General features: G+C 68.7%; 14 protein-coding genes and 1 pseudogene. 11 read left to right on the forward strand and 4 right to left on the reverse strand.

The genetic code is table 11. From position 1 onward, the window contains the following. Window positions 1-298: hypothetical protein (locus AB0I79_RS58705; RefSeq protein ID WP_357894085.1), on the reverse strand; the 298-nt coding region annotated here is incomplete at its 3' end. Here AB0I79_RS58705 and AB0I79_RS58710 point away from each other — a divergent pair. The 4 genes from AB0I79_RS58710 to AB0I79_RS58725 all read left to right on the forward strand — a co-directional run bounded on the left by AB0I79_RS58710 (window position 254) and on the right by AB0I79_RS58725 (window position 3727). Next, window positions 254-1345 (forward strand): PLP-dependent aminotransferase family protein, encoded by a 1092-nt coding sequence (locus tag AB0I79_RS58710; RefSeq protein WP_357894076.1) that lies wholly within the window; start codon window positions 254-256, stop codon window positions 1343-1345. The genes AB0I79_RS58705 and AB0I79_RS58710 overlap by 45 nt on opposite strands. A gap of 233 nt (window positions 1346-1578) precedes the next feature. Beyond that, the gene (locus tag AB0I79_RS58715; RefSeq protein ID WP_357893944.1) at window positions 1579-2112 is read left to right on the forward strand and encodes a sigma-70 family RNA polymerase sigma factor; all 534 of its coding nucleotides are present in this window, start codon (window positions 1579-1581) and stop codon (window positions 2110-2112) included. Beyond that, the gene (locus AB0I79_RS58720; protein ID WP_357893946.1) at window positions 2109-2753 is read left to right on the forward strand and encodes a hypothetical protein; all 645 of its coding nucleotides are present in this window, start codon (window positions 2109-2111) and stop codon (window positions 2751-2753) included. Before AB0I79_RS58715 ends, AB0I79_RS58720 begins: the two co-directional genes overlap by 4 nt. Before the next feature lie 134 nt (window positions 2754-2887). Next, entirely contained in the window at window positions 2888-3727 is an 840-nt protein-coding gene (locus AB0I79_RS58725) for a Tn3 family transposase (protein ID WP_357893948.1), read from the forward strand. 548 nt (window positions 3728-4275) lie between these two features. Here AB0I79_RS58725 and AB0I79_RS58730 read toward each other — a convergent pair. The 3 genes from AB0I79_RS58730 to AB0I79_RS58740 all read right to left on the reverse strand — a co-directional run bounded on the left by AB0I79_RS58730 (window position 4276) and on the right by AB0I79_RS58740 (window position 6923). Continuing rightward, entirely contained in the window at window positions 4276-5172 is an 897-nt protein-coding gene (locus tag AB0I79_RS58730; RefSeq protein ID WP_357893950.1) for a CU044_5270 family protein, read from the reverse strand. Window positions 5173-5174: 2 nt separating this feature from the next. Then, complete coding sequence (locus AB0I79_RS58735; RefSeq protein ID WP_357893952.1) at window positions 5175-5765, reverse strand: RNA polymerase sigma factor; 591 nt, start codon at window positions 5763-5765, stop codon at window positions 5175-5177. Window positions 5766-6692: 927 nt separating this feature from the next. Further along, window positions 6693-6923 (reverse strand): DegT/DnrJ/EryC1/StrS family aminotransferase, encoded by a 231-nt coding sequence (locus AB0I79_RS58740; protein ID WP_357894079.1) that lies wholly within the window; start codon window positions 6921-6923, stop codon window positions 6693-6695. A gap of 377 nt (window positions 6924-7300) precedes the next feature. Here AB0I79_RS58740 and AB0I79_RS58745 point away from each other — a divergent pair, with 377 nt between their 5' ends. The 7 genes and pseudogenes from AB0I79_RS58745 (at window position 7301) to AB0I79_RS58775 (ending at window position 12923) form a co-directional block, all read left to right on the forward strand. Continuing rightward, the gene (locus AB0I79_RS58745) at window positions 7301-8314 is read left to right on the forward strand and encodes a hypothetical protein (RefSeq protein WP_357893954.1); all 1014 of its coding nucleotides are present in this window, start codon (window positions 7301-7303) and stop codon (window positions 8312-8314) included. An 8-nt stretch (window positions 8315-8322) separates the two neighbouring features. After that, on the forward strand, window positions 8323-9588 hold the full coding sequence (locus AB0I79_RS58750) for a histidine kinase (protein ID WP_357893956.1): 1266 nt from the start codon (window positions 8323-8325) through the stop codon (window positions 9586-9588). Continuing rightward, window positions 9585-10349 (forward strand): response regulator transcription factor, encoded by a 765-nt coding sequence (locus AB0I79_RS58755; protein WP_357893958.1) that lies wholly within the window; start codon window positions 9585-9587, stop codon window positions 10347-10349. Before AB0I79_RS58750 ends, AB0I79_RS58755 begins: the two co-directional genes overlap by 4 nt. Window positions 10350-10738: 389 nt before the next feature. Then, window positions 10739-10861, forward strand: a pseudogene (locus AB0I79_RS58760) (IS5/IS1182 family transposase); the annotation flags it as partial. Between the two features lie 409 nt (window positions 10862-11270). After that, on the forward strand, window positions 11271-11465 hold the full coding sequence (locus tag AB0I79_RS58765; protein ID WP_357893960.1) for a DUF5999 family protein: 195 nt from the start codon (window positions 11271-11273) through the stop codon (window positions 11463-11465). After that, a complete protein-coding gene (locus AB0I79_RS58770) occupies window positions 11462-11989 on the forward strand; it encodes an ATP-binding protein (RefSeq protein WP_357893962.1) in 528 nt (175 codons plus the stop codon). Before AB0I79_RS58765 ends, AB0I79_RS58770 begins: the two co-directional genes overlap by 4 nt. 337 nt (window positions 11990-12326) lie before the next feature. Then, window positions 12327-12923, forward strand: coding sequence for an ATP-binding protein (locus AB0I79_RS58775; protein ID WP_357893964.1), 597 nt, complete (start codon window positions 12327-12329; stop codon window positions 12921-12923). The last annotated feature ends 2 nt before the right edge of the window (window positions 12924-12925 follow it).

The raw sequence follows: 12925 nt of genomic DNA on the forward strand, positions 1-12925 counted from the left end.
CGGCCCGCTGGGTGAGGTTGCCGTCCACGCTGAGGGTGTAGGCGTGGTCGTAGGCGTTGGCGCCGGTGCCGGGGGTGCCGGTCGCGCAGGTGCCCTGGACCAGCTTGTCGCCGAGGGGTACCTGGAGTCGAAGCCGAGGTCGGGCATTTGCGTGGCTCTGTGGCCGGCCGCCTCGGCCGCAGAGGTCCCGCAGCCGGAACACCTCACCCTGCCGCCCGTACGGGGGTTCGATCTGAGGTCGGGTTTCCCCGACCTGGCCGCGTTCCCGCGCCAGGAGTGGCTCGCCGCCACCCGGCATGTGCTGCAGCGTGTACCCAACAGCGCGCTGGGCTACCGGGACCGGGCAGGCGCCTTGGAGCTGCGCGAGGCCCTGGCCGGATACCTCGGACGGGTCCGCGGTGTCGTCACCACACCCGGCCACGTCGTCGTGTGCGCCGGCTTTGCTCATGCGCTGCGGTTGGTGTGCCAGATTCTCCATCACCACAGCACTTCGCCGGGCTCGATCGCCTTCGAAGATCCCGCCGAGCCCGACTATCCCGCCATGGTCGAACAGACAGGACTACGGGCGCGCCGCATCCCCGTCGACCGGGACGGGCTGATCGTCGATGAGCTCACCAACGAGTCCGCCGTCGTCGTCACCCCCGCCCACCAGTATCCGCTCGGAGTGACGCTCAGTCCCGTCCGGCGCGTTGGCCTGGTGTCCTGGGCCAGGCGAGCCGGCGGGTTCATCGTGGAGGACGACTACGACGGCGAGTTCCGTTACGACCGCCAGCCGGTCGGTGCGCTGCAGGGGATGGCTCCTGACCGGGTCCTCTATGTGGGCACCGCCAGCAAGATCCTCGCCCCCGGTTTGCGTCTGGCCTGGCTCGTCCTGCCCACCGGCCTCCTCACCTCGCTGTGGGAGGTCACGCGCCAGGACGAGTCATACGTCAGCGTCATCGACCAGCTCATCTTCGCCCGGTTCCTGGAAACTGGTGCTCTTGACCGCCACGTGCGCCGCTGCCGGACCCGCTACCGTCGGCGCCGGGACCTGCTCGGCGAGGCCGTCACCCGGCAACTGCCGCACGCACGGCTCTCCGGCATCGCGGCCGGTCTGCACGCGGTACTCCGTCTTCCCCAGGATTGGGACCAGGAGTCCGCACTGCTCGGCTTCCTGGCCGGACGAGGCATCCACGTCGAGGGCATCTCGCCCTTCTACCACCAGCCCGCACAGGCACCCCTCGCCCTCGTCATCGGCTACGCGACCCCGGCCGATCACGCCTACAGCGGTGCTCTCGGCGCACTGATCACCGCCTTGCGGGAACGCAGCAGACGGCTGCCCGCGGCCAGGACCGAGCGGCCCTAGCCGATCCACTGGTCCCCACAGAGCATCCTTCGGCAGGCCGTATCGGTGACGGTCAACTCCGCGCGGCTGACTTACCCGATCGGGCCCAGGGATCGCTTCAGTGGGACGTGGCCCGCTCCGGAGCCAGCTCGTATCCGCGCCAAAAGTTGGGGGGCTCCGGGTGACATCCGGCCTCGCCGCGACACCTATCGAGTAGGCAGTGCGGCCTCGTACTGCCCGATAGGAGGCGGAGCTTGAGCGACCAGACCGGCTTTACTGGCCTGTTCGAGGAGTATTACGAGGTGGTGCTGCGATATGCATGGCGGCGGGTCGGCCCAGCGGACGCACCGGACATTGCTGCCGAAACGTTCCGCATTGCCTGGGAGAAGTACGACCGGATCCCCCACGACCAACCCTTGCCCTGGCTCTACACGACGACCCGCCATGTGGTTTCGAACCACATCAGGAGTAGCAAACGGCGTGACGGCCTGGTCGCTTCACTAGCAGAGGGGCTTCCCCAACAGGGTGACGAGAGCGACCACGCGGCTATCGTGGCCGCCCGCCATGCCGCATTGAAGGCCCTCGACGATTTAAGCGAGGACGATCGTGAACTCGTGCTTCTTCTGACATGGGAAGGGCTGGACCTTCACCAGGCGGCAAAGGCGGTCGGCTGCTCGTGGCCAACTGCCAGAATGCGGCTCCATCGTGTTCGAAAACGGCTACACCGGCTGCTAGCAGACGATGATCAGGTTACCGCTACCCGTAGCTATCTGGAGGGGCTTACGTGAACAGCGACCTAAGGCAGCTCAAAGCCATGGTCGGAAAGTACGACCCGGCCAGAAGCGTAGTCGCCGATTCGCAGGTGCGATCGGTGACCTTGGAGAAAATCATCGGCACACCTCCTCCCGCACGCGGCCCTGCGCGTCCCGGCCGCCGTTGGAGACTGACTACGGCGCTGAGCGTGTGCGCCGCAGCGGCCGCCATAACCATCGGATTGCCGACGATCACCGGATCCGACGGTCCTCGCGCGAACGCGGTTGAGCGAGATGCGGACGGTTCCATCAAGATCTACGTCAGAGAGTTCAACGACGCCAAGGGGTTGGAGCAGAAGCTACGAGCCCTCGATGTGAACGCGGTGGTGGATTTCCTTCCCGCCAGCATGCGCTGCGCCGAGCCCCGAGCCCGCTACGCGCCCCATGATCCGTATCTGATGACTTCTGAGCCCCCCCGCGACGGCGCGAGCGGATTCATGCGGCTCCGCCCGGATCGCATCAAGCCCGGCCAGACGTTGGTCTACGAGGTGGGCTACTCCACAGGCCCGGAGGCCCACTACAGCTTCGACCATGCCCGGCTGGCCATAGGACCGGTGGCGGCCTGCCGCCCCGTACCGGGTGGCGGATTTCGCGTTGAGCCCAGATCTCAGGACTGAAAAAGGCCTCGCGCGAGGGTTTGTGCGGTGCTGATCGGGCCCACGGACGAGGTGGCCCCCGTGGCTTGCAGGAGGTCAGGCCGCTACGCCTGACCTCCATGCTGCGAAACCCGGCGATAGTGACAGCCTGCACCTTGAGCACCCTGTCCGCCATCCCACCGAGGCTGGCTCTGGCGTTCCGGCTGGTGTCGGACTCCTACATCGCATTGTTCAGCCACTTCATCCCGTGCGGGGTGTGGGAGGCGGTGTACCTGCTGGACTCGCTGCTGTCCAATGTCTCCGACATCCGGCCCGACACCATCCACGCCGACACCCAAGGCGCGTCGCTGCCTGTTTTCGGGCTCGCGGCCATCCTCGGATTCGCTCTTCTTCCGAGGATCAGGAACGGGCACGACCTGAACTTCTACCGTCCTGATCCCAAGGCCAGGTACAAGCACATCGACTCGCTGTCCGACGACAACGTCATCGATTGGGATCTCATAGAAAAGCACTGGAAGGACCTGCTGCGCACCGGGATCTCGATCCGGGAGGGTCGGGTGTCGTCGGTGACGCTGCTGCGTCGTCTGGGCAACCACTCCCGGCGCAACCGGATCTACAAGGCGCTGCGCGAGCTGGGCCGTGTCGTGCGGACCGTGACGCTGCTCCGGTACTTGTCGGAGCCTCAGCTCAGAGACCAGATCACGGCGATCACCAACCGCACCGAGGCGTTTCACGGCTTCGCCGCGCACCTGATGATCGGCGGGCGGCTGATTGGCCACAACGACCCTGACTACCATGAGCGGGTGGTGAAGTTCAACGAGCTGATCGCCCACTGCGCGATCTACTCCACCGCCCTGGACATCACCGATGCCGCCAACGCCCTGGCCGCCGAAGGCCACGTCGTCGACCCCGACGACTTGGCCACCATCTCTCCCCTGATCACGCGCACGAGACGCCGGTTCGGCGACTGGACCGTGGACACCACCCCGCCATAGAACATCGTGGCGACCAGGCTGGACCTCACCCCTCGCGCGCTGTTCCCCGCCGCGCCGGTGTGATACTTCCTCCGCCCCGAGACATGTCGCCGCAGGCCGGCCCACGCCCGCGTGCGATGCTGCCGGTCATGTACGACCCCGAAGACGACGAGGACGATCGTGAGCCCACCGCCGAGGAGGAGATGAACGACCTCGGGTTGATCTTGTAGCGCATGAAGCCAGCTAGGAGCAGTACGAGAGAAAGGGTCAGTCATGTCGCTGACCAGGGCGATCACGCAGCTCCGCCCAGTGTGCCGCACGGCAACGATGGTGTGCTCCGGAGCTGACGATGGCCCGATGCGATGCGCGGGCCATCGTCGTGGTGGTGGGTTGGGGCGCCTCACTCGGTTAATCTCGATGGCCAGCACGCCGAGTGCCTCCCAGTGCCTCCCATCTTTCGAGGCTCGCTCCTCGAACACGTTGCGGCTCGTTTCGACGACCACCGGAGATCGGGCGCGTAGCCGGGCGCATCGCCACAGGCTCGCTCCTGTAGGGAGCAGAAGCACACGTCACCCGGGCGGGAGCTGGTCCGTCCACTCGGCGTCGATCGTCCACATGCCACCGTCCGGGTCATGGGCCATTCCGCCTGTGAGGGGAGCCCATACGGAGGTTTCGCGGATCCGCCCGGTGTCCGGGTCGACGATCATGGTGCCCTTGCCGGAAGCTACAGGGACCTGCAGGCGTCGCCCGCCATCGGTCTCGCCGAGATCGACGACTCCGGGTCGTGAGGCGAGCGCCCGGTAGGCGGCGGCACGGACCTGGGGCGAGACCGGTGCCTCACTGATCAGCGAGAGCAGCGCCTGCATGGCGAGGCCGTCCTGTTCAGCAGCCGTGATCGGTCCCCCGCTGGGGCGGACACCGCTTTCGGGGACAGCGGACCAGAGCCGGGTGTACAGGGCGTTCTCGTCGGCGGCCAGCGACCGCAGCTCTTCGAAGGTCATGCGCAACGGTCCCACCGCGAAAGGCTGTGGCTTCATCGGCCACTCCAGAAGCTTGCCTTCGCCCTTTAGCCCCTTGCCTTTGATCCAGAAATGACCGTCGCGCCGATACCAGTACTCCTGGGTCGCAGCTCCCTCTTTCGTGATGGTGATGTGCCAGTACGTTCCGTCGCCCTCGGGGGTGCGCTCCGCCGTGTCGGCGGCGACGAGCAGGACGTCGCGCGAACTCATGATCGGCGGCCGGGAGTCGCCGACACGGCCCGGCACGATCACGAGCGCGGCAGCGATGGCCGCCGCGACCGCTGGGATCAGGATCCATCGCGCCCGCCGCCAGGGGGTGCGTCGGCGCGCCGTGGGCGACGGGCTGGCGGCGCGTTCCAGCAGGGCCGCGCGGGCGGCCGTATAGGCGGCGTGTGCGGGGGCGTCGGGCTGCGGGCGCACTGCGTGCAGCATCTCGATGTCGTCCATGGTCAACCGTCCTTTCCGATCGTTGTCGGCTCGGCGCCGTTAAGCGAGGCGCGCAGGGTCTTGCGGGCCCGGTGCAGCCGGGTTCGGACGGCGGCGCTGGTGAGGCCGAGTGCCTCGGCCGCCTCCTCGGAGCTCAGCCCGCCCCAGGCGATGAGCAGGAGCACCTCCCGGTGGGAACGAGGGATTTTCGCGAGCGCCGCCATCAGGGGCACCCGTTGCACCTGGGCGTCGACGCGGCCCGCAACCTGGTCGGCGTGGCCGTCGTCGGCCTGCGCGAGAGGTGTCCGGGCAAGCGCCCGATACCGCCTGGCCTCCGCCCGATGATGCCGGGCGATCAGGTTGGCGACGATCCCGTACAGCCAGGGCCGGGCATCCTCACGCGACAGGTCGTAGCCGTCACGCCGGTCGAACGCGACCAGGAACGTCTCTGCGGCCACGTCGTCCGCGAGGCTCGACCCCAACCGCTGTGCGGCGAACCCGTGGATCTGGAAGTAGTAGCGGTCGAAGACCGTGGCGAAGCGTTCCGGGTCTCGCCATGATTGCTCGATGATCGCCGCGTCACTGACCTCCTGGTCCGGAAGCGCTCGGGTCATTGCGGCCATATCCCTATCTTTCGTGTCATCGTCGGCCTTCCGTAGCTTGAACGGGTTGCCCTCCTTCGCCGATGGACGGACAAGTGTTTCACCAGTTGTCGTGGAGGACGTTGCGACATCCCTTCAGACGAAGCGGTGCCAGGAAGGGCAATGGGCCGAACTGCGCGTCGTCAAGCGGGGGGAGCGGCAGGCTGTGGTTGTGATAGCGACCCGAGCGGGCCGTTGAGACCGTCGACAATTGGTCTACGGGGAGCGGGCATCGTCGCAGCTGGGCTCAGCGACGTGTGTGACCGCGCGCCTATCGCGCAAGCGGGCCAACGTAAGGCTCGTACAGACTCTACGGATTGCGCCGTGAGGAGCTGAGCGTTCATAAGCGACCACCTATGAAATGCCGCCTCCAGCCGGATGCGTTCAGGGCGAACGCGGTTTCATAAGTCGGTGCAAACGGGTGACTGTCTGAAACACTCCTATGAAACGATCTCGGGGTGCACGGCGACGACTTCCTCCGCGTGGAGGCTCACGACTGCCCGATGACCTCCTGCGCCGCCCCCGCCGGATCACCCTGCCGCACCGGCCGGGGCAAGGTCGCCGCCCATTACCACACCGCCCGCCGACGGTCTGAGAGAAGGCATCCCCTACGCCTGCAACGGCGGCAGTTACGGCGGTCCACCGCTCGACCGGGATGAACTCCAGAAGCTTGCCAAGTACGGCAACGAGTTCGACAGACTTTTGCCCCCTGTCACAGGGGGAAACTTCCCATCCCCCTGAGGGCTTCCCGGGCAGCGGCAAGAGACCCAGCATATGTGGACACGGACGGGACCGTTCGGGATCACATGAGGGCCTGAGTCAAGCGGAGCGCGCGAGCCCTCCAGTTGCAGGGCCTGTTCGACGTGCCGCTTCGGGAGAAGCCGGCCAGCTTGTGGAGCGTCAACCCGCCGATCGAAGATCAGCCGTGGAACGCCGGCCTGCTGGTCGGCCCGTCCGGTGCGGGCAGGGCCACACTCCAGTCTTGCCGTCGTTCGTGCTGAAGCATCCGGCGGGACCGACCGTGCCGGCCGGCTGCCCGTCGCGTGAGGTGCCGGCGGCCTGAGCGGCGTCCTCGACGACCGCGAGCCCGTGCTCGGATGCGAACGCCGCCAGGGCTGCCGGGTCGCCCATCCGGCCCCACAGGTGCACCGGGATGATTGCCTCGGTGCGCGCGGTGGCCGTGCGGGCCGCAATCGACGAACACCCGGCGTTGCCCAGACGGCGTGAGCGGCGCCGAAGGCCTCGGCCGGCTCACGTTTCAGCTGCCGAGCGACAGGGCCGCCGCTCGGGTCGTCATCTGCCCGGGAAGCGATCTTCTCGACCTCTTGTGAGCCGCAGGCCAGCCTTACTCGTGAACAGCCCCTCGCTGACTGGGCGGTCGAGCGTCATCCCGAGCTCGCCGCGGCCGAGGGATCCTCCTCTGGGACGACGCGGTCGCGACCTCCGGAGGAGCCGGCCGAGACCCGGTGACGATGTGCGGGGCACTCCGGGGCGGCAGATTGGGCCGGGTGAACACCTCTCCTCCAGGAAACCGCCGTACGATCGTGCCGGTCCTGATCATCCTCGTCTGGTCGGTGTGCTATCTGGCCCTCGGCCTGCTCTGGGCTTTCGGCGGGCCCGGATATCCGTTCGACGCCGGCCGTGCGGGCGCGGGCAGCACCCTGCTCGATCCGCTTCCGGCGGCGGTCGGCGGGGGCGTGCTCGAGGTGACGGCGCTGGTGGCCGGCGTCGTCGCCGTGCTCGCCGTCAGGGGTCCGCTCAACCGGGCCCCCGCCGTCGTGGCTGTCGTGGTCGGCATCGGCCTGGCGGTGCTCCTGCCTGACGTGCGCATCATGATGACCGCCGGGTATCTGCCGGTGATGCTGGTAGCCGCGCTCGCCGGCCTGGCCGAGTTCTCGATGATCGCGACCATGCTCACGTGGCCGAGCGTCAACCTGCTCATCCTGATGGCGGCCGGCGTCAGCCTGATGGTCCTGGGGACGCGCGCGCTGGTCGCAGGGGCCGGTCGGTCCGGCGGCGCCGTCGGCGCGCTACGGATCGGAAGGTATGCGACCGCTATCGCGGTCGCCGTCCCCGTCGTCTACGCCGTCACCCGCTTCGGCTGGCTGCTGGGCGTGCCTGTCGGGATCAGCGACCGTTTCCTGGCCTACATCGCCGAGATCACCCCGATCGGCGCCGGTCTCGGCACGCTCGGTCTCGTCGGCGCGGTTCTGACCGTCGGCCTGGTCCGGCCGTGGGGCGAGATCTGGCCGCGCTGGGTGCCGTTCCTGCGCGGGCGGCCGGTTCCGGCGTGGTTGCCGGCCTATTCGGCTCTGGCCGCCTCCCTCCCCATCACCTCCGCCGGACTGATGTACGTCCGTAAGAAGCTCACCGGCGAGCAGGTCGGCCCGCCGGGGGCGGACGACGAGTTGGGCGCCTGGCTGCCGGAGATGTTGTGGCCGCTGTGGGGTGTGGCCCTGGCGGTGGCGGCGCTGGCCTACCTCTCCCGCCGCCGGCATCTCGTTCACGCACGTCGACCATAATGATGGGTGTGCGAGAGTCCCCGTCAGCTTCCGACGCCGCGGTGGACTCGTTTCTCGACCGGCATCAGGTGGGCACCGATGCCCTGCTCGCGGTCCTGCTCGGCCTGCCGCTCGGCCTGGTCTCGTTGAGCCTGCTGCGGGCCTCGGACAGTTCTCTGTCGCTCCGCCTGCTCGCGGGTCTCGCCCTGCTCGTGCTGCACGGGTGCGTCGTTCCGCGCCGGCTGCGCCCGCTGGTGGCGTACGGCCTGGCCGCCGCGGCGATGCTGCTGCTGGTGGCACTGCCGCCCCTGCATGACCCGGGCGGGGCCTACTATCCGGCGGTGCTGCTGCCGAGCACGCTGGTCTTCGGGCTGCTGCTCTACACGGTCTCCGGCCGGCTCGGCCTGCTGCCCAGCCTGGTCTGTCTGGCCGTCGCCCTGACGGGTGTGGCTCTGGTCCTGGCGCGTGTGTGGAATCCGGCCTCGTGGGGCGGCTCGTCGGGCTCCTACGAGGAGGTTGCCTGGCGGATCGGTCTGTCGGTCGGCCTGGTCGCCGCGGCGGCGTGTCTCTGGTCGCTGGGCCGCCTCAGCCGGATCCGGATGTTGTTCCTGTCCGAGCTCAGAGCGAAGGCCGAGCGCGCCGAGGCCGACCGTGCGCGGGAGCGGGACGAGGCGGCGCGGGCGGAGCGCGACCGCATCAGCCGCGAGATGCACGACGTGGTGTCCCACTCGCTGGCCGTCATGGTCAGCCAGGCCGAAGGTGGCAGGCTATCCGACCCTGGCTCGCCCGGCGCGGGCGTGTTCGCCACCATCGCCGAGGTCGGGCGTGAGGCCCTGCGCGACATGCGCGGGCTCCTGGGCGTGCTACGCGCCGACGGCGGCACCACTCCGCAACCGGGCCTCGGTGATCTCTCCGACCTGCTCGACCAGGTGCGCGACACAGGCGTACGGCTCGCCGTACAGGAGGTCGGGGACGCCCGGCCGCTGCGCCCCACCGTCGACCTGACCGCCTACCGCGTCATCCAAGAGGGGCTGACCAACGTGATCAAACACGCGGGGGCGACGGCCGCCGCCGGCATGACGCTGGCCTGGCGCGCGGACAGCCTGCACATCACCATCACGAACGACGGCGCCGGGCCGCCCGCCGGAGAGGCCGGCGTCGGGCTGACCGGGATGCGCGAACGTCTCAGCATGGTGGGAGGCACCCTGGAGGCCGGCAGACGTCCCGGCGCCGGCTTCGAACTGTCGGCCACCCTGCCTTATGAGCCGAGGAGTCTCCCATCATCCGGATCATGATCGTCGACGATCAGGAGCTGCTACGTAACGGCCTGACCATGGTCGTCAGGTCCCAGCCCGACATGGGGGTGGTCGCCGAGGCTGCTGACGGCCTGGCGGCCTTGAAGGCGCTGGAGTCGCGGCGTGTCGACGTGGTGGTGATGGACATCCGTATGCCCCGAATGGACGGTGTCACCGCCACCAGGGAGATCCAGCGGCTGGACGACCCGCCGAAGGTGCTGGTGTTGACCACGTTCGACCTCGACGAGCACGCTCTGGCCGCGCTGCGCGCCGGTGCGAGCGGGTTCATGCTGAAGGACGCGCCAGGTGAGGAGATCATCGCTGCGATCCGGCACGTGCACCGGGGTGACTCGATCATCGCGCCCGCCACGACCCGCCGGCTCATCGGGCGGCTCGTGGCGAAGGCCGACACCGATCCGGACGCCGTGCTCAGGGTGCTCACGGAGCGTGAGCGTGAAGTCTTCCTCGGCCTGGCCCGAGGCGCGTCCAACGCCGAGATCGGGGCCGAGTTGTTCTTGTCGGAGACCACGGTCAAGACCCACGTGGGGCGCATCCTGACCAAGCTCGGGCTGCGCGACCGGGTCCAGGCGGTGGTGCTGGCGTACGAATCCGGCGTTGTCACTCCGGGCGAGCATCAAGGCCACGCTCCCCATCATGGAGCCGCCACCCAGCAAGCAGGGAGGGCGTTCCCCCTCCGGAACGCTAACGACCGTCCAATGAACGACCGTTGCCGGGATGACGGTGACCCCTTCCCCGGCTGATCACCTTCCGTCATGGAAGCGTCATCGGCTGCCTGTTGGGATGCCGGGCATCGGCTCTCACGAGTGCGCGGCCGCGGTTCGCGCTGAACGAAGACGAGTGATCCCGCGTCGCCGGCCCGGTTGCATTGCCGGGGACCTGGAGCGTCTTGTTGGCCCCCTGCCGCTCCAAGGCCGACGGCTTTGTCGAGTCGGCCGGAGTGGAGGGTGTAGATGTTCCGGGTTCGCTCGAGGTCGAAGGCGTCGGAGGTGGCCGGGTTGCGGTTGGCGGTGATCAGGCCGGTCCTCGCCGGCGAAGGCGGACAGCTGCCCTGGGCGGGCTGGGATGGCTACTGATCCGCAGCAGGCCCTCGCCCCGCCACCGCATGCCCGGTGCAGGTCGCCCAGCCGGCGGCCGTCCCCGCACCCGACCGGCCACACTGATCGGTGACAAGGGCCACTCCACCCGCAAGACCCGTCTCGACCTGCGCCGACGCGGCACCAAGGCGACTGTTCCCGAGCGTCGCGACCAGATCGCCAACCGCAAGCCCGGGGCCGCCGCGGGGGCCGTCCCTTCGCCTTCGACGCCCGCACCTGCAAGCAACGCAACCTGGTCGAACGCTGCGTCGACTCCGGCGGGCAGAATTGTCAGACCCTCGAACGCTGCGCCCCCGAAACCCGCGACTAGCTGGCCGCTTCGGCTCACGCCGCCATCCCTGTGCGCCGTGCCCAGCAGGCTTGCGGCGACTCTGAGCTGCTCACCTCCTGCATCACCGGTATCGCCGTTCACAAATGTTGCTGACCGAGGCACCACCTCTACCTACCTTCCGAGGCCTCTGAATAGGTATTTTCCCGGTTACCCGCCGTAGCCCTGGGGGCGACGATGGATGCATGGGGGACATCCATAAAGCTCAGAGGGAGCGAGGTGGGAGCGAGGTGGGCGCCATGTGTCAGCATCGGCCCCGATGCCCGTCAGCGACGAGCCGCAGGCGAGACGCGGCCCGGCTGGTGGCCTTCCAGCCGGAACAGGGCTGGGGACTGCTCTGCAACGGCGTGGTGATCTTCGAGGACTACGGTGAGCTGCTGCCGGACGGACGAATCGTTCCCGCTCACCGTCAGCTTGCAGGGAGGGCGGCATGAACACACTCAGCTGCGCGCCTGGTCGCCGGGTCAAGAGACACCGGCGCCGGCCCACCGCGCCCACGCATCACGCGGACGCCTTCTGCCTGAGCATCTGTGTCAGCGCCGTCTCTGGCGGCCGTGCCAGGCGGGTGTCGTGGATCTTCGACCCGGTCGTCTCCTCCGTGCCCGCGGCACGGCATCGAGTCGGTGCGCAGGCACGGCAGTGGGGGTTCTCCGACGAGACGGACACCGTTGAGCTTCTGGTCACCGAGGTGATCGCCAACGCAGTCGAGCACAGCGAGGAGGCGATCGGCGTGCAGTTGACCGCCGACGACGGGTCGCTGCGGGTGGAGGTCGAAGACCACGGGGCGCGGGCGCCGCTGCCGCCGGCCAGGCTCGCCGGCTCCGACGAGGAGAGCGGCCGTGGGCTGTTCCTGCTGCAATCGCTCGCGCACGAGTGGGGGGCCGACGAAACGGCGACGGGGAAGGTTGTCTGGTTCGAGCTGGCCCGAGATCTCGCCGCGGCGGACAGCGCTGCGTGACGAGACATCACCGGTCCCGGCGGTTCGGCCGGTCCGTGAACACGTACGCGCCCCTGCCGAGGCGCGTCCGAAACGGGCCACGCCACGTCGGCCGACCAGCGAGTTCAGGGAAAGGGACCCTCATGACCACAGTTCGTGACTGCGGCGAGATCGCCACCCTCGTCGCTCGAATGGAACACCTTGTGGAGCATCTGTGCACGCAGCGGCGGCAGCTCGTCGCTGACGCGTCGCATGAGCTCGGTACGCCTCCGGCCGGTCTGCGGCTGCGGCTGGAGGAGGCGCGCATGAATCCCGGCCAGATCACCTCGCGGAGCTCCTCCACCAAGCCCTGCGGGAGGTGGACCGCATCCAGGACATCATCAGTGACCTGCTGAGCCTCGCCTGGTTGGAGACCGGGCACGACGACCGGCTTCTACCTGTCGACGTGGCCGAACTCGTGACGCAGGAGATCGGCGAGCGCGCCCCCGGCCTGCCCATCCATCTGGATCTCCAGGAGGGCCTCGTCGTGGGCGGCGCCACCGGCGCGCTGGCCCGTCTGCTCGGCAATCTGCTGGACAACGCCGAGCGACACGGCAGGTCGGCGGTGCGGGTGACGGTGAGCGGCATGAAGGACGAGGCCGTGCTCACGGTCGACGACGACGGCCAGGGTATCCCGCTCCCGCACCGCGAGCTGGTCTTCGAGCATTTCACCCGCCTCGACAGCGCCCGCGACCGCGGCCACGGGGGAGCCGGGCTCGGCCTACCCATCGCCCGGGCCATCGCTCAGGCTCACGGCGGCACGCTGACCGCAGGGACATCCGACATGGGAGGGGGCCCAGCTCGTCTTGCGGCTGCCGTTGCTGCGACTGGACGTGGCGGACGGCAGGGCGGCTTGAGGCCGTCCGCCGTGCCGTCTTCGCGTGCCGCTCTACGAGTCGCGCCAGCAGGCGTCTGAGC

The organism is Nonomuraea sp. NPDC050202, from assembly GCF_040656115.1.
Classification (GTDB): Bacteria; Actinomycetota; Actinomycetes; order Streptosporangiales; family Streptosporangiaceae; genus Nonomuraea.